20 protein-coding genes and 3 pseudogenes are annotated in these 19,849 nt (G+C 61.5%); 13 read left to right on the top strand and 10 right to left on the bottom strand.

The window, feature by feature from the left end; genetic code table 11:
* Positions 1-3: 3 nt before the first annotated feature.
* From codB to LOY52_RS09820, 4 genes are all read right to left on the bottom strand, one after another.
* Positions 4-1,275 (bottom strand): cytosine permease, encoded by a 1,272-nt coding sequence (gene codB / locus LOY52_RS09805; protein ID WP_258679275.1) that lies wholly within the window; start codon positions 1,273-1,275, stop codon positions 4-6.
* A gap of 236 nt (positions 1,276-1,511) precedes the next feature.
* A complete protein-coding gene (locus LOY52_RS09810; RefSeq protein WP_258679276.1) occupies positions 1,512-2,324 on the bottom strand; it encodes an alpha/beta fold hydrolase in 813 nt (270 codons plus the stop codon).
* Between the two features lie 183 nt (positions 2,325-2,507).
* Positions 2,508-2,864 carry a 6-carboxytetrahydropterin synthase QueD gene (gene queD, locus LOY52_RS09815; RefSeq protein WP_007915588.1) on the bottom strand — a complete coding sequence of 119 codons (357 nt, stop codon included), beginning with the start codon at positions 2,862-2,864 and terminating at the stop codon, positions 2,508-2,510.
* A gap of 95 nt (positions 2,865-2,959) precedes the next feature.
* A complete protein-coding gene (locus tag LOY52_RS09820; protein WP_258679277.1) occupies positions 2,960-4,039 on the bottom strand; it encodes a patatin-like phospholipase family protein in 1,080 nt (359 codons plus the stop codon).
* Between the two features lie 229 nt (positions 4,040-4,268).
* Between LOY52_RS09820 and LOY52_RS09825 the strand changes: the two genes are divergently transcribed.
* From LOY52_RS09825 to LOY52_RS09840, 4 genes are read left to right on the top strand one after another with little or no spacing between them, the layout of a single operon-like run.
* A complete protein-coding gene (locus LOY52_RS09825) occupies positions 4,269-4,577 on the top strand; it encodes a PepSY domain-containing protein (RefSeq protein ID WP_027614000.1) in 309 nt (102 codons plus the stop codon).
* Positions 4,577-4,888 (top strand): PepSY domain-containing protein, encoded by a 312-nt coding sequence (locus LOY52_RS09830; RefSeq protein ID WP_258679279.1) that lies wholly within the window; start codon positions 4,577-4,579, stop codon positions 4,886-4,888. The genes LOY52_RS09825 and LOY52_RS09830 overlap by 1 nt, the downstream gene beginning before the upstream one ends.
* Before the next feature lie 3 nt (positions 4,889-4,891).
* Positions 4,892-5,560, top strand: coding sequence for a response regulator transcription factor (locus tag LOY52_RS09835; protein WP_258679280.1), 669 nt, complete (start codon positions 4,892-4,894; stop codon positions 5,558-5,560).
* Positions 5,557-6,870, top strand: a complete 1,314-nt coding sequence (locus LOY52_RS09840) for a sensor histidine kinase (RefSeq protein WP_258679282.1) — start codon at positions 5,557-5,559, stop codon at positions 6,868-6,870. Before LOY52_RS09835 ends, LOY52_RS09840 begins: the two co-directional genes overlap by 4 nt.
* Positions 6,871-6,996: 126 nt before the next feature.
* Here LOY52_RS09840 and LOY52_RS27410 read toward each other — a convergent pair whose 3' ends face one another.
* Both LOY52_RS27410 and LOY52_RS27415 read right to left on the bottom strand, forming a co-directional pair.
* Complete coding sequence (locus LOY52_RS27410) at positions 6,997-7,752, bottom strand: methyl-accepting chemotaxis protein (protein ID WP_371262551.1); 756 nt, start codon at positions 7,750-7,752, stop codon at positions 6,997-6,999.
* A 150-nt stretch (positions 7,753-7,902) separates the two neighbouring features.
* A pseudogene (locus LOY52_RS27415) lies at positions 7,903-9,144 on the bottom strand (cache domain-containing protein); the annotation flags it as partial.
* Between the two features lie 364 nt (positions 9,145-9,508).
* Here LOY52_RS27415 and LOY52_RS09850 point away from each other — a divergent pair.
* The 3 genes and pseudogenes from LOY52_RS09850 to LOY52_RS27425 all read left to right on the top strand — a co-directional run.
* Positions 9,509-10,828: a Na+/H+ antiporter family protein gene (locus LOY52_RS09850; protein ID WP_258679284.1), complete on the top strand. Its 1,320-nt coding sequence runs from the start codon at positions 9,509-9,511 to the stop codon at positions 10,826-10,828.
* Positions 10,829-11,003: 175 nt separating this feature from the next.
* Positions 11,004-11,780, top strand: a pseudogene (locus LOY52_RS27420) (cache domain-containing protein); the annotation flags it as partial.
* 312 nt (positions 11,781-12,092) lie between these two features.
* Positions 12,093-12,686, top strand: a pseudogene (locus LOY52_RS27425) (methyl-accepting chemotaxis protein); the annotation flags it as partial.
* A gap of 115 nt (positions 12,687-12,801) precedes the next feature.
* Here the strand turns inward: LOY52_RS27425 and LOY52_RS09860 are convergent.
* A complete protein-coding gene (locus LOY52_RS09860; protein ID WP_258679286.1) occupies positions 12,802-13,737 on the bottom strand; it encodes a LysR family transcriptional regulator in 936 nt (311 codons plus the stop codon).
* A 113-nt stretch (positions 13,738-13,850) separates the two neighbouring features.
* Between LOY52_RS09860 and LOY52_RS09865 the strand changes: the two genes are divergently transcribed.
* From LOY52_RS09865 to LOY52_RS09875, 3 genes are all read left to right on the top strand, one after another.
* The gene (locus tag LOY52_RS09865; protein WP_258679844.1) at positions 13,851-14,336 is read left to right on the top strand and encodes a DMT family transporter; all 486 of its coding nucleotides are present in this window, start codon (positions 13,851-13,853) and stop codon (positions 14,334-14,336) included.
* A 4-nt stretch (positions 14,337-14,340) separates the two neighbouring features.
* On the top strand, positions 14,341-14,796 hold the full coding sequence (locus tag LOY52_RS09870; protein WP_095138734.1) for a DMT family transporter: 456 nt from the start codon (positions 14,341-14,343) through the stop codon (positions 14,794-14,796).
* A gap of 895 nt (positions 14,797-15,691) precedes the next feature.
* Positions 15,692-15,859, top strand: a complete 168-nt coding sequence (locus tag LOY52_RS09875; protein ID WP_258679287.1) for a metallothionein — start codon at positions 15,692-15,694, stop codon at positions 15,857-15,859.
* Positions 15,860-15,882: 23 nt separating this feature from the next.
* On the opposite strand, the gene LOY52_RS09880 is transcribed toward LOY52_RS09875, so the two are convergent.
* Positions 15,883-16,155, bottom strand: a complete 273-nt coding sequence (locus LOY52_RS09880) for a hypothetical protein (RefSeq protein ID WP_258679289.1) — start codon at positions 16,153-16,155, stop codon at positions 15,883-15,885.
* A gap of 41 nt (positions 16,156-16,196) precedes the next feature.
* Positions 16,197-16,424 carry a DUF6555 family protein gene (locus LOY52_RS09885; RefSeq protein WP_003223528.1) on the bottom strand — a complete coding sequence of 76 codons (228 nt, stop codon included), beginning with the start codon at positions 16,422-16,424 and terminating at the stop codon, positions 16,197-16,199.
* A 145-nt stretch (positions 16,425-16,569) separates the two neighbouring features.
* Between LOY52_RS09885 and LOY52_RS09890 the strand changes: the two genes are divergently transcribed.
* The 3 genes from LOY52_RS09890 to LOY52_RS09900 all read left to right on the top strand — a co-directional run bounded on the left by LOY52_RS09890 (position 16,570) and on the right by LOY52_RS09900 (position 18,696).
* Positions 16,570-17,337, top strand: coding sequence for a helix-turn-helix transcriptional regulator (locus tag LOY52_RS09890; RefSeq protein ID WP_258679290.1), 768 nt, complete (start codon positions 16,570-16,572; stop codon positions 17,335-17,337).
* A 198-nt stretch (positions 17,338-17,535) separates the two neighbouring features.
* The gene (locus LOY52_RS09895; protein WP_007969534.1) at positions 17,536-17,709 is read left to right on the top strand and encodes a DUF1427 family protein; all 174 of its coding nucleotides are present in this window, start codon (positions 17,536-17,538) and stop codon (positions 17,707-17,709) included.
* Between the two features lie 30 nt (positions 17,710-17,739).
* Positions 17,740-18,696, top strand: a complete 957-nt coding sequence (locus LOY52_RS09900; RefSeq protein WP_258679292.1) for a zinc-binding alcohol dehydrogenase family protein — start codon at positions 17,740-17,742, stop codon at positions 18,694-18,696.
* A gap of 120 nt (positions 18,697-18,816) precedes the next feature.
* Here the strand turns inward: LOY52_RS09900 and LOY52_RS09905 are convergent, their stop codons facing one another.
* Complete coding sequence (locus tag LOY52_RS09905; RefSeq protein WP_258679294.1) at positions 18,817-19,839, bottom strand: purine nucleoside permease; 1,023 nt, start codon at positions 19,837-19,839, stop codon at positions 18,817-18,819.
* Between the last annotated feature and the right edge of the window lie 10 nt (positions 19,840-19,849).

Genomic DNA, 19,849 nt, shown 5'->3' on the forward strand with positions numbered 1-19,849 from the left:
TTCTTATAGGTCTGGTAGTGGCGCACTGGCGCGACGGGCGCCGAGCAGGCCGGTGACGATGACATACGTTAGCGCGGCGGCGGCAATCCCTACCAGCGGCGCGACCCACGGCGAGTGGAACGCAGCGAGCGTACCGACCGCGTAAGCCCCCAGCCCCGGCCAGTTGAACGCCGGCAGCCGTGCGTCGGCCAGACGCGGATAACGCCCGCGCCAGCGGAAGAAAAAGTCGGCCATGATCACTCCGCCAATCGGCGGAATCACCGTGCCCAGCAGAATCAGGTACGGCACCAGCATGTCGTACATGCCCAGCAGGGCGAGCAGGGTGCCGATCACCGCGCCGGCCAGGGTCACGGTTTTGCGTCGGCCGGTGCGCAGCAGGTTGCAGCCGGCGACGGCAAAGTTGTAGATGGTGTTGTCCTGGGTGCTCCAGATATTCAGCAACAGCATGGCCATCGCGGCCATGGCGAAACCTTGCAGCAGCAACACTTCAACCACGTCGGGCTGCTGATAGACGATCGCGCCGTAGGCACCGATCAACACCATCAAGCCATTGCCGATGAAAAATCCGATCAGGCTGGCCACCATGGCAACCCGTGCCGAGCGCGAGAAACGGGTCCAGTTGGTGGCCTGGGTCGCGCCGCTGACGAAGGTGCCGAACACCAGCGTGATCGCGGTCGACCAGTCCAGCGAACCCGTCGGCACCACGCTGAGCAAACCTTCGAGGCCACCGACTTTTACCGTCGCGACCCACATCGACAGCATCAGCAGCAACATCATCGCCGGCACCGCGATATACGACAGAATCTCCAAACCGCGATAACCGACATACGCCGTGGCGCAGAACACCAGGCCGAACAGCACCATCAAACCGAGCACCGCGCCTTGCTCCAGATCGAAGTATTTGCCGAGCACCACGGCGGCGGTCGCAGTGCCCCAGGCGTACCAGCCGATCTGGGTGAAACCGAGGATCAGGTCACTGAGCTTGCTGCCCACTTCACCAAAACAGAAACGCCCCATCAGCACCGAATTAAGCCCGCTCTTGAAGGCGATATAACCCAGCCCCGCCGCATACAGCCCCAGCAGCAGGTTACCGACGACGATCACCGCCATCATCTCGGCAAAACTGAAGGCCACACCGAGCTTGCCGCCGGCAAACATGGTTGCGGTGAAGAAGGTGAAACCCAGCAGCACCATGGCGGTTGAGGCCAGACCTTTGCGGGCATGCATCGGCACTTCGCTGAGCGGGTAGTCGTTTCCGGGATCGTTCTGCGTCATGGGGCGTTCCTTGCTGAAGAGGGGGACGCGGGATGGGTTGCAGTGGTCGTGCCAAATGCTGATTGGCGCGGGTTATGTATAGACGAGGCACGCCGTCAGGCGCGAAAACAGTGCATCTGAAAGCACCAAAGCCCAATGTAGGAGCTGCCGCAGGCTGCGATCTTTTGATCTTGATTTAAAAAACAAGATCAAAAGATCGCAGCCTGCGGCAGCTCCTACAGGGGATTTGTGTGGGTTCAGAGGAAGCGCAGCAGGGCGGCGACGATCGCTTCCGGGGCGTCTTCCTGGACCAGGTGGCCAGCCTTGGCGATTGGGTGAAATTGCGAACCGGGAATCATCTTGTGCAGCGCCCGGCCACGCTCGATGGGAATCCACTGATCCGCTTCACCCCAGAGAATCTGCACCGGGCAGCGGATGCTCGGGTACAGCGGTTCGGCCTCGCGGGTGTAGCGCTCGTCCATTTGCGCGATCTGCCGATAGAACGCCGCTTGCCCCGGATCGCCGAGCCACGGTTGCACGTAGGGCGCCAGTTCGGCGTCGGGGATGTCGCGGTGAATCGCCCCGCGAATGTAGGTCGGGACGATGGCGCGCTGAATGTAATCCGGCACGCCGCTGAACGCCGCTTCATGCTGGCGCACATGCTGCACGAACGGCGAACCCCATGGCGTCAGCGCCACCGGATCGATCAGCGTCAGGCTGCGGTAGTCCCTGCCATTGAGCAAGTGCGTACGCAGTGCGGTGGCACCGCCGAAGTCGTGGGCGACCACGTCCGGGCGCTGGATGTTCCAGTGATCGAGCAACTGCGCAAGCAGTTGATTCTGCACGCCGAGGGAAACATCGGCATCCGGTTGTGCGGAGCGCCCGTAACCCAGCAGGTCAAAATAATGCACCCGGTGAGTGGCGAAAAAATGCGGCGCGATGCGGTGCCACACGTAAGACGAGAATGGTGTGCCATGCACGAACACCAGCGGCGGGCCGTCACCGCGCACGGCGTGGCGCACCGGATGCCCATTGAAATCGAAGACCTGATCCAGCAGCCAGTCCGTCATCGACCTGTCCTCTTGGCGGGGTTGAGCCAAAAAGCATAGGCATAAAAAAACAGCCGTGAAGGCTGTTAACGCAGATCCCCTCTGTAGGAGCTGCCGCAGGCTGCGATCTTTTGATCTTGATCTTAAAAAACAAGATCAAAAGATCGCAGCCTGCGGCAGCTCCTACACAGGGATCTGTTTGGATCATTCACCGCGATAAATGCAACCGCTGGTGCAGGTCTCGTGAATGCGGATCGCGCTGAGTTCCGGCAGCAGGGGCTTCATTTCATTCCAGATGAATTTGGCCAGGACTTCGCTGGTCGGGTTTTCCAGGCCGGGAATGTCGTTCAGGTAGTTGTGGTCCAGACGCTCATACAGAGGCTTGAAGATCGCCTTGATCTCGGAAAAATCACGGATCCAGCCGGTGTGCGGATCGAGGTCGCCGCTCAGGTGCAGCGCCACCTTGAACGAGTGACCGTGCAGGCGTCCGCACTTGTGGCCGTCCGGTACGTGCGGCAGGCGGTGGGCGGATTCGAAAGTAAATTCCTTGAAGATTTCCACAGTATTTTCGGCTCTGTTCAGGTGGCGTTCGCCGCAGCGATTCGGGCAGGCGGCGAGTTTACCAGCTTGTGTTTGGCGATGCGGGAAAACACTGACTAAAGGGTCAGCAAGCGTTCGGCGAGGCGACCGTTGGCGGCCAGTTCGAGAAACTCGTCACCCAGTCGGCGGCTTTCGTCCATCGCCGCGTGCCAGTATTTCTGCCGACTCGGCGCATCGCCCATGAAGCGCTTGAAGTCGTTACGGTCGGGCAGTTTGCCGTAGGGCAGGCGCGCCAGATATTCCTTTGATGGCGCGAGCAACAGCACGTCCTGCAAGCGCTCGACCGAAGCACGGCGCCACGGCAGGGTCTTGTCGAACCAGCCGGGAATCACCCGATCGGTGAAGTGCGGATAGAGCACAATGCCGTCGCCGCTGTAGGGCAGGTCGAGATGATAGTCGAGCAGCCCGCCGTCGCGAAAGGTGCCGGCACCGGCGCCCGGCAGGTCACGTACGCCTTCCATGACCATCGGGATCGAGCCGGAGGCCAGTAGCGCCTGGCGCAGGTTGCCGGCGTTGAGGGCGACGAAGCGCGACGGAAAGTCATTCAGCGCATTCACCGGCGGCGCGAGGCGCGGGTCGTGAATGATCAGCCGTTCGAAGTGCCGCGACAGCCGTGCCCGCCCGCGCAGGTTATCGGCGATCACCGAGCCCAGCGCCAGACCGAGGCGGCCGCGATGGTCATCTGCCAGGCGCCCGTGGCTTTTCACCACCATGATGTTCAGGCGGTAGTCGGCGTTGTTGAGGATGCTGGCGTCGCGGCCGTCGAGCAGGTCATTGAGCATGCGCTGCGAGCTCGCGCTGATCTCGGCCATGGTCACGCCTTTATTGAAATTCTGCTCGGCGTACAACTGGCCGAGGCGGCGGATGCCTTCGGCGGCGTCCGGCAGGCAGGCGCTGGCGAAGCGCCAGGAACCGACCGACGCGCCGATCAGCGAGCGCTCTCGCGGCGCGCTCGGCAGCCATTCTCCGAACAACGCCAGATCCAGCCCCTGAATCCCCAATGCCTTCGGCCCGCCGGCCGCACCGGGCAGGGTGCCGACGTCGGCGGCGTTCAGCCCTTGGGCACGAATGCGTGCCATGGCCCGTGGGCCGGCCTTGAGGGTGAGGGCGGGGAACTTGATGTGGATGGCAGTCATACCGGTCTCGATCGTTAGCAAGCGAACAATTATAAGCACATGTTACCGAACTCTGTAGGAGCTGCCGCAGGCTGCGATCTTTTGACTTTTAAAGGCAAAATCAAAAGATCGTCCGAACGCGGCCCGAGCCTGCGGCAGCTCCTACAGGGCAATGATGGCAATTCAGTTTCAGTTAAGTTCGCACCGCTATGGTGCCCACCGTAGCTGCACATAAAAATACGGAGAACCCATGAAAACCCTGACTGCCCTGTCCATTGCCTCGATCATCGGCCTGACCGCCAGCCTCGCCCATGCCCGCGATCTTGGCCCCGATGAAGCCCTGCGTCTGCGCGACGCTGGTACTATCGTCTCCTTCGAGAAGCTCAACGCCACGGCGCTGGCCAGACATCCGGGCTCGACCATCACCGAAACCGAGCTGGAAGAGGAGTACGGCAAGTACGTCTACCAGGTCGAAATGCGTGATCCGCAAGGGCTGGAGTGGGATCTGGAATTAGACGCGGTCACTGGGCAGGTTCTCAAGGATCATCAGGATACGTAATGAAGGTTAATGTTCGCGCCACCAGCCGCACGGCGTTGGCGCTTGTGATTGTTTGCTCGGCGGCGATGGCCCGCGACCTCGATCAGGACGAAGCGCTGAAGCTGCGTCAGCAGGGGGTGATCCTGCCGCTGGAGCAGGTTTTGCAACAGGCGCTGGATCGCTATCCGGGGGCCAAACTGCTGGAGGTCGAGCTGGAGGAAAAGCACGACGTCTATGTTTATGAAGTCGAGTTGCTGACGGCCGAGGGTGTAGCGCGCGAGCTGCACCTGAAGGCCGATACCGGCGAACTCGTGAAAGACAAGGAAGATTGACCGATGCGTTTGCTTCTGGTGGAAGACCACGTGCCGCTGGCCGACGAACTGATCGCCGGCCTGCAGCGCCAAGGCTACGCGGTGGACTGGCTGGCGGACGGGCGTGATGCGGTCTATCAGGGCAGCAGCGAGCCGTATGACCTGATCATTCTCGACCTCGGCCTGCCCGGCGTTCCCGGGCTGGAGGTGCTGGCGCAATGGCGCGCCGGTGGCCTGTCGACCCCGGTGCTGATCCTCACCGCCCGCGATTCCTGGGCCGAGCGCATCGAAGGCCTGAAGGCCGGCGCCGACGATTACCTGACCAAACCGTTCCATCCCGAAGAGCTGCACCTGCGGGTGCAGTCGTTGCTGCGCCGCTCCAAGGGCCAGGCCAACCAGCCGACGCTCAAGGCCGCCGGCCTGCATCTGGACGAAGGTCGCCAGTGCGTGATTCGCGACGGCAGCGAGATTCAGCTGACCGCCGCCGAATTCCGCCTGCTGCGTTATTTCATGCTGCACCCGGAACAGATCCTGTCGAAATCCCACCTCGCCGAGCACCTCTACGACGGCGAGACCGAGCGTGATTCCAACGTCCTCGAAGTCCACGTCAACCACCTGCGGCGCAAGCTCGGTAAAGCGGTGATCGAAACCCGTCGCGGCCAGGGTTACCTGTTCGGCGGGCAAGCTTCGTGAGGTCGATCCAGCGCCGCTTGAGCCTGGGCTTGATCAGCGTGATGGTGATCGTCGGCCTGGTGCTGGCGCAAACCAGCCTGTGGTTGTTCGAAGTCGGTTTGCAGCGTTATCTCGAAGCCGGTCTGCGCAACGACAGCGAAAGCCTGCTGGTCGCGCTGGTGCGTGGCCCGCAAGGTCTGCAACTGGATGAGCGGCACCTGTCGCCGGCCTATCAGCGACCGTTTTCCGGGCATTACTTCCGCATCGATTTTGCCGACAGCCACTGGCGCTCGCGTTCGCTGTGGGATCAGGATCTGCCACTGCTGGAGCACCCGGGTTTGCACAGCAACCTGCAACTGGGGCCGGACGGTCAGCAGTTGCTGGTATTGCGTTCGGACTATCGACGTCTGGGGCAGTCGATTTCGATCAGCGTCGCCCAGGATTACACCCCGGTGCGCGAGAGTTTCCAGCGCATGCGCCAGATCGGCCTCGGGCTGGGCCTGGCCGGTTTGCTGCTGATTCTGCTGCTGCAACGGCTGACGGTGCGCCGCGCGTTGAAGCCGCTGGAACGCGCGCGCGAGCAGATCGCCCAGTTGCAGCAGGGCCAGCGCTCGCAACTGGACGATCAGGTGCCGGTCGAGCTGGAGCCGCTGGTGGCGCAGATCAACCATCTGCTGGCGCACACCGAAGACAGCCTCAAGCGCTCGCGCAATGCGCTGGGCAATCTGGGACATGCGCTGAAGACGCCGTTGGCGGTGCTTTTGAGTCTTGCGTCGAGCGAAAAACTCGATGCCCACCCGGAGCTGCGCCGAATCCTCAAGGAGCAACTGGAACAGGTGCAACAGCGGCTCAATCGTGAGCTCAATCGCGCACGGTTATCCGGTGATGCGCTGCCGGGTGCGCTGTTTGATTGCGATGCGGAACTGCCGGGATTGCTGGCAACGCTGAACATGATCCACGGCGAGCATCTGGCGCTGAGCTACGTCGCGCCGTCGGGGCTGCAACTGCCGTGGGATCGCGAGGACTTGCTGGAGCTGCTCGGCAACCTGCTGGACAACGCCTGCAAATGGGCGGACGCCGAAGTGCGCCTGAGTGTGATCGAAAGAACAGATGGCTACGCCCTGAGCGTTGAAGATGACGGGCCAGGGATTCCTGAGGAGCAACGCACTCAGGTGTTCAGCCGTGGCACGCGGCTCGATGAGCAGACTGACGGGCATGGCCTGGGGCTGGGGATCGTGCGCGATATCGTCGAGACGTGGGGCGGGTTGCTGGTGCTGGGCGAGAGCGAGTGGGGCGGGTTGAAGGTGGTGATCGAGCTGCCTAAACGCTGATCCCGGATCCCCACAAAACCCCTGTAGGAGCTGCCGAAGGCTGCGATCTTTTGACTTTGATTTTTTTAAAAACCAAGATCAAAAGATCGCAGCCTGCGGCAGCTCCTACAGGGGAGGGGGTGGTTTTCAGACCCGGAACTGATCCATCAGACTCTGCTGCTGATTCGCCAGGCTGTTCAGCGACTGGCTCACCCGCGCCGACTCGTTGGCCTGTCCGGACAGCGATTCGGTCACGTCACGAATGGTCGCCACGTTGTTGTTGATCTCCTCGGCCACCGCGCTCTGTTCTTCCGCCGCGCTGGCGATCTGCAGGTTCATGTCGCTGATCACCGTCACCGCATCGCCGATCTGGCGCAGTGCGGTCACCGCTTGCCCGACCTGTTCGACACTGCCCTGCGCCTGACGATGACTGTTGCCCATCGAGCCGACCACATCCTGGGTACCGGTCTGCAGTTGTTCGATGACCTGACGGGTTTCTTCCACCGACTCTTGGGTGCGGCGGGCGAGGTTGCGCACTTCGTCGGCGACCACGGCAAAACCACGCCCGGCTTCACCGGCGCGAGCGGCTTCGATCGCCGCGTTGAGCGCCAGCAGGTTGGTCTGTTCGGCGATGGCGCGGATGGTTTCCAACACGGTGCCGATCTTCTCGCTGTTGGCGGCCAGGCCTTCGACCTGAACCATCGCCGCGCTCATGTCGGCGGCGAGGGTGTCGATGCTCGCGGTGGTGCGGTCGATCACGGTCAGGCCCTGACGGGTGGCGCGGTCGGCGTCCTTGGCCGCTTCGGCGGCTTGCGCAGCACTGCGTGCAACGTCCTGCGCGGTGGCGCTCATTTCGTGAGAGGCGGTGGCGACCTGATCGACCTGACGGTATTGCTGCTCCATGCCGGCGCTGGTCTGGGTGGCGATGGCCGATGACTGGTCGGCGGTGTTGCGCGCGTCCTGCACCGAGCGTTTCACCTCGGCGATGATCGGCTGCAACTTGTCGAGGAACTTGTTGAACCAGCCGGCCAATTGACCGAGTTCATCCTGCTTGTCATAGGCCAAGCGCCGGGTCAGATCGCCTTCGCCACTGGCGATGTCTTCGAGCATATGCGCGACGCCGAGGATCGGTTTGGTCACGCTGCGCGCCATCAGCCACACCAGCAGCAGGCCGACCAACGCGGCGAGCACGCCGAGGCTCAGTTCGATCAGGGTGCCGGAGTTGTTGCTCGCATCCAGTTGCTGCTTGAGCGCTTCGGCGCGGCTGACCAGAACCTTTTCCGGCACGTCGAGCAACACGGCCCACGACGGCCCGCCGGGGATCGGCTGGAACGGCGACAGGACTTTCAACTGGCCGTTGCTGTGCAGGCTGCTGATGCTGCTGCTGGCCGCCAGTTGACGCAGCAGTTCGGCGCCGCTGACGGTGTCCACGGCATCCAGGCGCTTGCTCAGTTTGCTCGCATCCGGGCTGTAACCGGCGAGCAGGCCGGTGGGGCTGATGATGCTCACGGCGGTCTGGCCGTCGTAGAGTTTTTTGCTCGCGCCCTGGCTGATCGCCTGCAGGCTGTTGAGATTGATGTCCACCGACAGCGAGGCGATGACTTTGCCGTTGACCATCAGCGGGAAGACGATGCTGGTCATCAGCACGTTCTGACCGTCGATCACATAGAAGTACGGTTCGATCACGCACGGCTTGAGCGTGGTGCGCGGGCAGGTGAACCAGGCGTTGGCGGCCTGACCGCTGGGGCCGGTGCTGGTGTCGGTCATGTCGCTTTCCGGCAGGGCCATCGAGGTGACTTTGCCGGGAGTCGGCTGCGACCAGTACAGGGCAAAACGGCCCTTGTCGTTGCTGCCGAGTTCAGCCTGACCGGCGAACAGCTCATCCTTGCCATCCAAGGCGTTGGCTTCGAACACCAGCGACAGACCGAGCAGCTCCGGGTTGGCCTGCAGCGCGGACTTGACCTGACGGGTCATGTCTTCGCGCAGGTCGAAGGCATCGAGGAAGCGCTTCTCGGCCTGCTCGCGCAAAAACAGCACCTGACGCGAAAAACCGTGACCGTACTGATAGGCATCCATGAACTGTTGGCGAATCCCGGCAGCCTGCACCTCACCCTGCGATTCAATGCGCGCCTGGGCCGACTCGGTCAGCATCTCCATGCTCGAAGCTTTCACCAGCTCGGAGCTGTGCTCCATGCGATACAGCGAAAGACCCACCAGCAGGGTCACGATGCCCGCCAGGCACAGGCCGGCGAGCAGGGTGATTTTCCATTGAATGGAAAGTTGTCTGAGCGACATGGAGACGTCCTTATTCGATAAATATCTGAGACTTTGCACTGTAACGGCCGCGTTTCGGCTTTCTTTATTGTTAAGCGCAATATGACCAATTGCCGCACGCAACCAATCCCCTGTAGGAGCTGCCGCAGGCTGCGATCTTTTGATCTTGTTTTTTAAAAATCAAAATCAAAAGATCGCAGCCTGCGGCAGCTCCTACAGGGTTGTTCATCGGTTGTTACATTCGGTTGCTTTGACACCATCGCCACTCTGCGGCACAGTGCGCGCCCTTCTAATAAGACCCTCTTTGCAAATCCGCCGGTTAACCGTTGGCGGACTCATCCTGTCTGGCGGTGATATTTCATCGCAGTGTTTTTGAGGTAGTGAAATGAATGCAGTGATTGCTGCGGTCGGCGTCATGCTGATCCTCAGCCTGTCCCGCGTACACGTGGTGATCGCGTTGATCGTCGGTGCGCTGGTCGGTGGCCTGACCGGTGGTCTGGGCATCGACGCCACGCTCAAGGCGTTCAACAGCGGCCTGGGTGGCGGGGCGACGGTGGCGTTGTCCTACGCATTGCTCGGCGCTTTCGCCGTGGCGATTGCCAAGTCCGGTCTGGCCCATGCGCTGGCCGACAGGGCCCTGGCGATGGTCGACCGCCAGCATTCGACCGGCGGCGGCAGCGTCAAGTGGCTGCTGATCGGTCTGCTGTGGGTGGTGGCGATTGCCTCGCAGAACATCCTGCCGATCCACATTGCGTTCATCCCACTGCTGGTTCCGCCACTGTTATATGTGCTGACCAAGTTGCAGCTGGATCGCCGGTTGATCGCCTGCGTCATGACCTTCGGCCTGATCACCCCGTACATGGTGTTCCCGGTGGGTTTCGGCAACATCTTCCTCAACCAGATCCTGCTGGCCAACGTCAGCAAGGCCGGGGTCGATATCAGCCAGATCAACGTCATGCACGCCATGGCGATTCCGGCCCTGGGCATGGTCTTCGGCCTGTTGATGGCGGTGTTTTTCAGCTATCGGAAAAAGCGTGTTTACGATCTGCAGAAGATCGAACAGGTCGAGCAGGTCAGCGTGGCATACAACCCGAAGACCATTGGCATTGCCGGTCTGGCGATTGCCGCCGCGTTCATCATTCAGTTGCTGCTGGATTCGATGATTATCGGCGCACTGGCCGGGTTCCTGATTTTCTCGGCCTCGGGCATCGTCAAATGGCGCGAGACCGACGACCTGTTCACCGAAGGCATGAAGATGATGGCGATGATCGGCTTCATCATGATCTCCGCCTCGGGTTTCGCCGAAGTGCTCAAGGCCACCGGCGAAGTGCGCTCGCTGGTCGAAAGTGCGGCGGCGTGGATCGATCACAGTCAGGCGATCGGCGCGCTGTTGATGCTGCTGGTGGGCCTGATGGTGACCATCGGTATCGGCTCATCGTTCTCCACGGTGCCGATTCTGGCGGCGATTTTCGTGCCGCTGTGCGTGCAACTGGGCTTCAGCCCGATGGCCATCGTGTGCATCGTCGGCACCGCCGGGGCGCTGGGCGATACCGGCTCGCCGGCCTCGGACTCGACGCTGGGCCCGACCTCCGGTCTGAATGTCGATGGCCAGCATCACCACATCTGGGACACCGTGGTCCCGACCTTCCTGCACTACAACCTGCCGCTGCTGGCGTTCGGTTGGGTGGCGGCGATGGTCCTCTGATTAAAAGCTGAAGATCAAAAGATCGCAGCCTTCGGCAGCTCCTACAGAGATTGGTGTAGGAGCTGCCGAAGGTTCGGGCCGCGATCGGACGATCTTTTTTTGGGTTCAACTTTTGCTCGCGCGTGCCGTTAACGCCTTTAACCACGCCAATAAAACCAAAAGAGTGAGCCCCCCCATGCGCTTGAGTCTCAAGGCCAAAGTCCTGTCCCTTGCCGTCCTGCCGGTGCTGCTCTTTGCGCTGGTCATCAGCCTGACCACGCTGTTCATCCTCCAGCAGCAGGCGCACACCGAGGTCGAACAGACCCGCGAGCGCCTGCTCGCCGACGCCAAGGCCACGCTGCAAAGTTACGTCGCCGTGGCCATGACCACGATCAAACCGCTGTACGACGCCGCCGTCCCCGGCGACAACGCGGCGCGGGCGCAGGCGATCAAGCTGCTCTCGGGCATCCGCTACGGCAAGGACGGCTACTTCTTCGGCTACGACTCCGAGACCGTACGCCTGTTCAAGGCCAACGACCCCGAAGGCGTGGGCAAAAGCTTCAAGGACAATCGCGACCCGAATGGGGTCTACGTCAACCTCGGCCTGGTGAAAGTGGCGAAAGACGGCACCCACTATCTGCAATACAGCTCACCGCTGCCGGGCAATGCCAGCGTGCTGGTGCCGAAACTCGGCTACACCGAATACCTGGCGAAGTGGGACATGGCAGTCGGCACCTCGGTCAACCTCGACGGCATTGAAGCGCAAGTGGCGTTGGTCGAAGCGCAAGTGCAGGAGCGCATGCAAGGCGTGATCCTCAGCATCGTCGGCGTGGCGGTGGTGGTGTTGCTGGTGATTGCCATCGCGGGGATGCTGCTGGCCAACACCATTCTGCGGCCGCTGAACCTGATGAAAGCCAATCTCGACGACATCGCGGCGGGCGAGGGCGATCTGACCCGCCGGTTGAACATCACCAGCCAGGACGAACTCGGCGAACTGGCCGGCTCGTTCAACCGCTTCGTCGACAAGATCCACGGCCTGGTGCGGCAGATCACCGAGATGACCACGCAACTGACCGGGCTGGTGACCCAGGTGTCGGATCAGGCCCAGCGTTCCGATCAGGCGATGGAGCGTCAGCGCCACGAGACCGATCAGGTCGCCACGGCGATCAACGAGATGTCCGCCGCCGCCCAGGAAGTCGCCAAGAGCGCGCAGAACGCCGCGGTCGCCGCGCAACAGACCGATGAAGAAGGCCAGAGCGCCAAACGCGTGGTGGCCGGCAGCATCAAGCAGATTCATGCGCTGGTGGATGATATTCGCAGCAGCGGCGTGTCGCTCGACAGCCTGCAGCAGGACGTGTCGTCGATTGTCGGCGTGCTCGGGGTGATCCGCTCGATTGCCGAGCAGACCAATCTTCTGGCGTTGAACGCGGCGATCGAAGCGGCGCGCGCCGGGGAGGCCGGGCGCGGTTTTGCGGTGGTGGCGGACGAAGTGCGGGCGCTGGCAAGCCGCACGCAGATCAGCACTCAGGAAATTCAAGGCATGATCGATCGCCTGCAGGCCGGCACACAGTCGGCGGTCGAAGCGATGCGTCGTTCCAGCGAAGCGGGCGATGGCACTTCGGCGCAGGCCAATCAGGCCGGGGCCTCGCTGGACGCCATGGCTGACCTGATCGCGACCATCAACTCGATGAACGCGCAGATCGCCAGTGCTGCCGAGGAACAAACGGCGGTGGCCGAAGAGATCAACCGCAGCGTGCATCAGATCGCGGTGGCGGTGGACAGCGTGGCGGATGAGACCCAGTTGGGCGCGCAGACTTCGCGCAGTCTGGCCGACCTCGGCCAGCGCTTGGGCAAACTCGTAGGCCAGTTCCGTATTTAACGTTTTACACAAACCTGTGTAGGAGCTGCCGAAGGCTGCGATCTTTTGATCTTGCTGTTTAAAAGATCAAAAGATCGCAGCCTTCGGCAGCTCCTACACGGGGACGGTGTAAGGATTAAGGCCTGTCCCAGTACGGGATTTCGCCGAAACATTCGATGAAAAAATCAATTACCGTCCGCACCTTCACCGACAACCTTCGACTCCCCGGCCACAGCACCGCGATCTGCTGCGGCTCCAGGCTGTTCGACACCTGATACTCGCGCAACACCGGCACCAGCGTGCCTTCACGCACCGCCTCTCCAATCAGCCAGGACGGAAACATCACCAGCCCCAGGCCTTGCTCGGCGGCCTGGGTGAGGGTGTCGGCGTGGTTGCCAGTGATCGGGCCTTTGACCGAGTAAGGCGTCCAGTCGCCCTGGTCCTGACGGAAGAACCAGCGTTGCTGACCGGTCGCACCTTTGTAGGCCAGACATTGATGTTGCGCCAGGTCCTCCGGGTGTTGCGGCGTGCCGTGGCGCTTGAGATACGCCGGACTGGCCGCGACCTGAAAGCGGTGCGGCGCCAGAATCCGCGCCTGCATGCTCGAGTCGTGCATCGGACCGATGCGAAACAGCAGGTCGGCGCCTTCCTGCAACGGGTCGACGTAATGGTCAGTCTGTTGGATGTCCAGTTGCAGCTTCGGATAGCGCGCGCACAACTGACCGAGCCACGGCGTCAGATGCCGTTGGCCGAACACCACCGGCGCGTTGATCCGCACCAAGCCGGTGGGTTCGCTTTGCTGTTCCTGCAACGCCTGCTCGGCTTCTTCCAGTTGTACCAGCACCAGCCGCGCATGGTGGCCGAGCATGCGCCCGGCTTCGGTCGGCGTGACGGCGCGGGTGTGGCGGTAGAGTAATTGTTGGTTCAATGCCTGCTCCATCAACTGGATCTGCCGCGAGATTGAAGAGGGCGCCACGCCCTCGCGGCGGGCGACTTCGGAAAAACTGCCGTGGTCGAGCACCGCCACAAACAGCCTGAGTGCCTTGAATCCCAGTTCGTTCAGCCCATGCATGGATCGTCCTGTTGTGCGAGTTGCGCAAAAGTGTTGTCTGGATGCTCCCATTTATTGCACAGCTACGCTAGCCGATAATCCGCGCCATCGTTTACTTGCGTGGATTTTGGATGATGCAGACATTGGATGAAGTGAGTGTGCCGGCGCCGGCGACCCATTCGTGGTTGCGCCTGTTGTTGCTGCCGCTGGTGATTCTGGCCGGCATGGGCCTGTCGGTAGAGGCCGGGTTACTGGGGCCGTTGGGGGAGCAGGTCGGGCATCTGTGGGCGACTTTGAGCATCTTCGGCGTGGGTTCGGCGATTCTGTTTTTGCTGCTGTTGTTTGCCGGCCCGCAGAAAGGCCCGGCGCTGACTGACCTGCCGCGCTGGCAATTGATTGGCGGCTTTCTCGGGCCGATGTACGTGGTGGTGCTGACCCTGGCGACGCCGCATATCGGGATCGCGATGACGATGATCGCGATTCTGTCCGGACAGGTCGGCAAGAGTGTGCTGATCGACCATTTCGGCTGGTTCGGCGCGACGCGCAAGAAGGTCAATGCCGAGCGCTGGCTGGCGTTGGTGTTGATTGTGGTGGCATTGGTTCTGATTGCGCGGGGTTGAGAATATGAGTCTGGTTATTTTGTTGGCAGTGGTGGTGTTGGCTGGCGCGGTGTTGAGTGTGCAGGCGGCGATCAATGGACGCCTCGGTGAAAGCGTCGGAGTGTTGCGCAGTAGTTTGCTGACGTTTTTCGTCGGGGCGGTGGTCACCGGGTTATTGATTGTGTTTTTTGAACCGGCGCATGCGGTGAGTTTGCTTGATGTGCCGAAGTGGCAGGTCTGCGGGGCGCTGTTTGGGGTGGTTTACATGATGGTCATGGTCGGTGCGGTGCCTGTTGTGGGGACTGCGGTGGCGACTGTTGCGGTGATTGTTGGTCAACTTGGGATGGGGATGTTGATCGATAATTTTGGCTGGCTGGGGAATCCGGCGATCGAGCTTTCGTCTTCTCGGGTGTTGGCGATGGTGTGTCTGGGGTTGGCTTTGGTTTTTATGTATCGGAGCAGTGTTCGTCGTTCTGATTGAGTTTTGGTTTTGGGTGCATATCCGTTGCTGCGGGTGTTGCTGATTAGGGTTCCGCCCTTACGGCGGGTCACTTTTGGCAAACGCCCCAAAAGTAACCAAAAACGCTTGCTCCTACGTTCGGCCCGCTCGCTGGGGCTCGGGGTCCCTTCGCTCCGGGCTTCATCCGGGCGCAGCGCCTACGGTTTGCTTCGCTGCACCTCCTCTCGCTGTGTTTGGCTGCGCCAAACGGTCGCTGCGCTCCCACCCCCGGATGAATCCCTCCACTCAGCCTTCCGACGTCGCTCGTGGATCAAGATCAAAAGCCGCAGCCGAGCTAACGCTCATCCTGTTGAGTGGTGGAAAAGCGCGTGCTCGACTTTTGCTTTTCTGTAGGAGCCAGCCTGCTGGCGATGGCGGCCTGACAGCCGACCGATCTCAAACTGACCACACCCGATCCCCTGTAGGAACTGCCGAAGGCTGTGATCTTTTGATCTTGCTCTGGCTCTGGCTCTTGATTTGGCTTTTGATCTTCAGCCCCTTCGGCAGGCCGAGCGAAGGTGTCCATCCGGGGGTTAGGCGCGCAGCGCCATGCGGCGAAGCCGCATACATCGAGAGGAGGTGCAGCGAAGCAAACCGGAGGCGATGCCCCCGGATGGACACCGTAGCGAGGGAACACTGAGCCTAAGCGAAGTGCCGTACGCCGGGGCAAAGCCTTTTGGGTTACCTTTTCGGCGTTTGGAAAAGGTGACTCGCTGTAAGAGCGAAACCGCCAGCGGCAGCACCCGCAGAAACGGATATTCACCCAATTCCCCAAAAAAACCAGATCAACAGATCGCAGCCTGCGGCAGCTCCTACACTGGTATTTACGGCTTATCCCGAAAGCCCAGACAACCACCAAAAAAAGGAGTCTGCCCCCATGCCCGATAGAAAATGCGACTGCCCCAACTGCAAATGCACCATCAAGGATGGCGAACACGCCTACGCCGTGCACGGCAAACACTATTGCTGTGAAGCCTGCGCGCACCACCACAAGGGCGGTGAAGAGTGTTCAAGCAAAGGCTGCCATTGCGCCCACCCCAAATAACCGCGCGCATAAAAAAGTGGAGCCTAATCAGACTCCACTTGCAGTTTCAGGCTTTCATCATCCAGCCGTTCGGCATGGCGAACCGTGCCTTGCAGCCGTCGACCGTCAACCCTGACCACCACGGTTTTCGCCTGGTCGAGGTCTTCCGGTAACGGCGCCGGCACGCGCAGGGCGAAGCTATAGGGATCGTCTTCGACAGCCTCAAGACCCACCTGACAGTCCACGCTTTTGGTGATACGGCCGAACAGGGTGTCCAGGCCGTAATCCAGATGCGCCGGGCTGAAGATGTTGGTCATTGTGTATCCCCCCCAAAGAGTCCCCATCGCCTGACGAGAGTCTAGCTCGCCGGTCGCCATGTGACATTTTCCACGCCGAATTTCTCCGCCATCGGTTTGCTGGTCTTTTGCACTTTTTCCCGGCCGAAACGCGGGATGCGACCCACACCGGCGTCACAACTTGCCCAGTGCCACGCCTCGGCGTTATCCATTTTGTCCGAACGGATAATGAACGACTTGGGCGTGCCGTGAAGGGTGTAATCGATGACAAACAGTTTTGCGTTGTTCATAAAGCCCGTATTCCTCCCTGTGGTATTAGAAGGATCGCGGCGCGTCGGGAAAATTCACTCGGATTGTCCGACGGTATCTATCGTTGGCGACGCATCGACGCAGTGGTTAACATGGCCGCTCCGCCAACCCCAATGAATGCTCGCCATGGCCCTCGCCGCGCCCCCCGATCTCACGGATACCGATGTGCCGGTGCAGCCGCTGGCGCGCACCTATCCGCGTGGTCTGTTCATCGAGCCGCACGAGCATGTCTGGGGGCAGTTGCTGTATGCGATGAGCGGGGTGATGTGGGTCGAGACCCCACATGAGGCGCTGGTGGTGCCACCGCAGCGCGCGGTGTGGTTGCCGCCCGGGGTGCCGCACGGGATTCGTGTGGTCTCGGACTTGCAGATGCGCAATATCTACCTGCGCCCGGTGCTGGCGGCAACGCTGGATTCGACGGTGCAGGTGATCGAGGTTGGTGGGCTGTTGCGTGAGTTGATCGTCGGCCTGGTGGAGCAGGGCGACAGCGGTGAGCCGGCTTATTACGACGCCTTGGTCGGGCTGGCGTTGCTGGAGCTCAAGCGTGCCCGGCGCTCACAATTGAAGATCCCGCTGCCGGACGATTCCGACCGGCGCCTGATGAATCTGTGCCAGGCGGTGATGGCAGCGCCGTCGCTGGAGGTCCCGTTCGAGCAGCACGCGGAAAATGCCGGGGCCAGCGTACGCACGCTGGCGCGGTTGTTCAAGGACAGTCTCGGCATGGGCTTCGCCGAATGGCGGCGGCAGGTGCAACTGGCGACGGCGGTGGCCGAGTTGATTCAGGGCGTGCCGGTGAGTGCGATTGCTCGCGAGCTGGGGTATTCACCGAGCAGTTTCAGTGACATGTTCCGGCGCGAGCTGGGTGTGGCACCTTCGCAATTCTCCACGGCCTGACCCGATCCCTGTAGGAGCTGCCGCAGGCTGCGATCTTTTGATCTTGTTTTCAAAATCAAAGTCAAAAGATCGCAGCCTGCGGCAGCTCCTACAGGGGGTATCGCCTGAGATTGGCCGAAATTCAGAAGTCCTTGGCCGACGCTTGTATCCATCCTTCCCTAGACTCTGCCCATTCTTTTAACGCGGCGGAGTTTTCCTATGAATTACCTGATTTCGCTGGCCATCGGACTGGGCGTCGGCCTGCTCTATGGCGCACTGGACTTCCGTTCCCCGGCACCACCGGCCATCGCGCTGGTGGGGCTGCTGGGCATGCTGGCGGGTGAGCAGTTGTGGCCGATGGGCCGGCAACTGGTCGCTGGTTGGCTGTCCTGAATTCCCTTTCTCTCTTCAGTGGATGTCCTCATGAAAGCACTGCAATTCGATAAAACCGGCGATCTGTCCTCCCTGCGCTTCGTCGACGTACCGACCCCAATGCCCGGCACTGATGAAGTTCTGGTCGAGATCAAGGCCGCCGGCCTGAACCCCAGCGATGTGAAGAACGTGCTCGGACGGTTTCCGTACACCACATTGCCGCGAATTCCCGGGCGCGATTTTGCCGGTGTCGTGGTCGAAGGGCCGCCGGCGTTGATCGGCCAGGAAGTCTGGGGCACCGGGCGCGACTTGGGCTTTTTCGCCGATGGCTCGCACGCGCAGTTCGTCAAACTGCCGGCCAATGGCGTGGCGCACAAACCTTCGCACTTGAGTTTCGTCCAGGCGGCCAGCCTCGGCGTTCCGTACACCACGGCGTGGGATGCGCTGGAACGCAGTCTGGTGAGCGCTGAAACCCGTTTGCTGGTGATCGGCGGCGGTGCGGTGGCCACGGCGGCGTTGGCGCTGGCCAAGGTGCGTGGTGCGCAAATCCTCGCGGCTGCGCGGCGGCCGGAGCAGGTCAAGGAGTTGCAGGCGCAGGGCTATTCGACAATTCAGCTGGATAAACCCGAAGACCTCGGCGCACAGGTCAATGCGGAGTACAGCGGCGGCGCCGACGTGATCTTCGACACCACCGGTTTCTGGCTGCCGGCCTCGGTGGCGGCATTGGCCGCGTTCGGGCGCATCGCGATCATCGCCGCACCGGTCGACGGCCATGTACAGTTGCCGGCGCTGGCGTTGTACCGCAAGGGCGGTTCGGTGGTCGGGATCAACTCGCTGCTGTACGGCGTGCAAGCCTGTGCGGTGATGCTCGAGCAGTTTGGGCGGTTCTTCGATGAGGATCTGTTGCCGTCGCCGCAGGGGTTGGTGGAGGTGCCATTGGCGGAGGGGTTGGACAGCTACGCGCAGGTGAATCAGGGCAGTGGCGACAAGATTATTCTCATCCCCTGACACCGCAAAACAACTGTGGGAGCGGGCTTGCTCGCGAAAGCGCTGTGTCAGCGAAGCAAGTATTGGCTGATACACCGCATTCGCGAGCAAGCTCGCTCCCACATTTTTACCGTGTTGTACTCAGGATTGCGGGATGCCGTTTTCCCACGCCGACCAGTTTTTCAGAATGTCCTGCACCAGCGGATTGCCGGCGCGATAGAGGTTTTCCAGCGCCGGCACAAAGCCGCCCTGATCGGCGTACTTCAGCAGATTGTCCACCTCGCTGCCACCCGGTTCCGGACGATCAAAGTCAGAGCCGGCACGCACCACGGCCAGACGCTGCACATCCACCAGACCTTCGCGACTGGCGCGTAACAAGGCCTCGTAGGTCGAGTTGTCTTCCTGTTGCGTGGTGCAATATTCACCCTGGTTGTCGGTCAGCAGTTTGGTCCAGACTTCGGCCCGTTCGCTCAGGCGTGTGCCGGAGAACCAGGTGTTGCCCGCCAGCGTGTCGCAACGCGTGACCACCGGCGGCTGATTGGCCGGGGCTGACGGGTATTTCCGGCGCCACACCGCCGATTCCGTGCTCTCGCTCAGTTCGACCTTGTGGCTCAGGGCGAAGGCCTTGGCCTGCAATTTCGGGTTGAGTTCGAAGACTTCGGTCTTGTAGTCCAGCGGCGGTTTTTCGTTCGGCCCCTTGGTGTTGATGCCCAGGTAGCCAGTCGGCCAGCTCGCCGGCGCGTCGCGCGAATCCAGCTCCCATTGGGTACCGAATTCCACCAGGTAATGCGCCCACGCGGCGGTGCCGATGGTCCCGTGTTTCGGGCTGATCCCGGCGATCCCGGCGATCAGAAACCAGCTTTTGCGCAGGTCGAATTTCGGCGACAGGGCCAGTGCCAGGGTCGAGGCGGCGGCATTGGTCTGGCCCATGCCGGTGGTCAACAGGCACACCTGCTGCGTGTTGCAGCGGATGGTCGGGTACTCGGCGGACAGCCCCGGCACGCGGACTTCCTGCTTGAGGTCGAGACGTTCGATCCAGTGCTGCGCCTCGGGGGCGAACATGGTGATCAGCACGACTTTCGGCTGGATCGGCGCTTCAGTAGCCCAGGCCGTGGAAGAGAGCAGGGCCGCAGCGGCCAGGGTCAGACGCGTCATTGCTTGCATGAGAATCTCC

Source organism: Pseudomonas sp. B21-051, from assembly GCF_024748795.1.
In the GTDB taxonomy this organism is placed as follows: domain Bacteria; phylum Pseudomonadota; class Gammaproteobacteria; order Pseudomonadales; family Pseudomonadaceae; genus Aquipseudomonas; species Aquipseudomonas putida_A.

What these genes read in the sequence shown, in the direction of transcription:
- codB (WP_258679275.1), bottom strand. Translation starts at nt 1,275, where the DNA reads ATGACGCAGAACGATCCCGGAAACGACTACCCGCTCAGCGAAGTGCCG.
- LOY52_RS09810 (WP_258679276.1), bottom strand. Translation starts at nt 2,324, where the DNA reads ATGACGGACTGGCTGCTGGATCAGGTCTTCGATTTCAATGGGCATCCG.
- LOY52_RS09820 (WP_258679277.1), bottom strand. Translation starts at nt 4,039, where the DNA reads ATGACTGCCATCCACATCAAGTTCCCCGCCCTCACCCTCAAGGCCGGC.
- LOY52_RS09825 (WP_027614000.1), top strand. Translation starts at nt 4,269, where the DNA reads ATGAAAACCCTGACTGCCCTGTCCATTGCCTCGATCATCGGCCTGACC.
- LOY52_RS09830 (WP_258679279.1), top strand. Translation starts at nt 4,577, where the DNA reads ATGAAGGTTAATGTTCGCGCCACCAGCCGCACGGCGTTGGCGCTTGTG.
- LOY52_RS09835 (WP_258679280.1), top strand. Translation starts at nt 4,892, where the DNA reads ATGCGTTTGCTTCTGGTGGAAGACCACGTGCCGCTGGCCGACGAACTG.
- LOY52_RS27410 (WP_371262551.1), bottom strand. Translation starts at nt 7,752, where the DNA reads ATGGAGCAGCAATACCGTCAGGTCGATCAGGTCGCCACCGCCTCTCAC.
- LOY52_RS09850 (WP_258679284.1), top strand. Translation starts at nt 9,509, where the DNA reads ATGAATGCAGTGATTGCTGCGGTCGGCGTCATGCTGATCCTCAGCCTG.
- LOY52_RS09860 (WP_258679286.1), bottom strand. Translation starts at nt 13,737, where the DNA reads ATGCATGGGCTGAACGAACTGGGATTCAAGGCACTCAGGCTGTTTGTG.
- LOY52_RS09865 (WP_258679844.1), top strand. Translation starts at nt 13,851, where the DNA reads ATGCAGACATTGGATGAAGTGAGTGTGCCGGCGCCGGCGACCCATTCG.
- LOY52_RS09870 (WP_095138734.1), top strand. Translation starts at nt 14,341, where the DNA reads ATGAGTCTGGTTATTTTGTTGGCAGTGGTGGTGTTGGCTGGCGCGGTG.
- LOY52_RS09875 (WP_258679287.1), top strand. Translation starts at nt 15,692, where the DNA reads ATGCCCGATAGAAAATGCGACTGCCCCAACTGCAAATGCACCATCAAG.
- LOY52_RS09880 (WP_258679289.1), bottom strand. Translation starts at nt 16,155, where the DNA reads ATGACCAACATCTTCAGCCCGGCGCATCTGGATTACGGCCTGGACACC.
- LOY52_RS09885 (WP_003223528.1), bottom strand. Translation starts at nt 16,424, where the DNA reads ATGAACAACGCAAAACTGTTTGTCATCGATTACACCCTTCACGGCACG.
- LOY52_RS09890 (WP_258679290.1), top strand. Translation starts at nt 16,570, where the DNA reads ATGGCCCTCGCCGCGCCCCCCGATCTCACGGATACCGATGTGCCGGTG.
- LOY52_RS09895 (WP_007969534.1), top strand. Translation starts at nt 17,536, where the DNA reads ATGAATTACCTGATTTCGCTGGCCATCGGACTGGGCGTCGGCCTGCTC.
- LOY52_RS09900 (WP_258679292.1), top strand. Translation starts at nt 17,740, where the DNA reads ATGAAAGCACTGCAATTCGATAAAACCGGCGATCTGTCCTCCCTGCGC.
- LOY52_RS09905 (WP_258679294.1), bottom strand. Translation starts at nt 19,839, where the DNA reads ATGCAAGCAATGACGCGTCTGACCCTGGCCGCTGCGGCCCTGCTCTCT.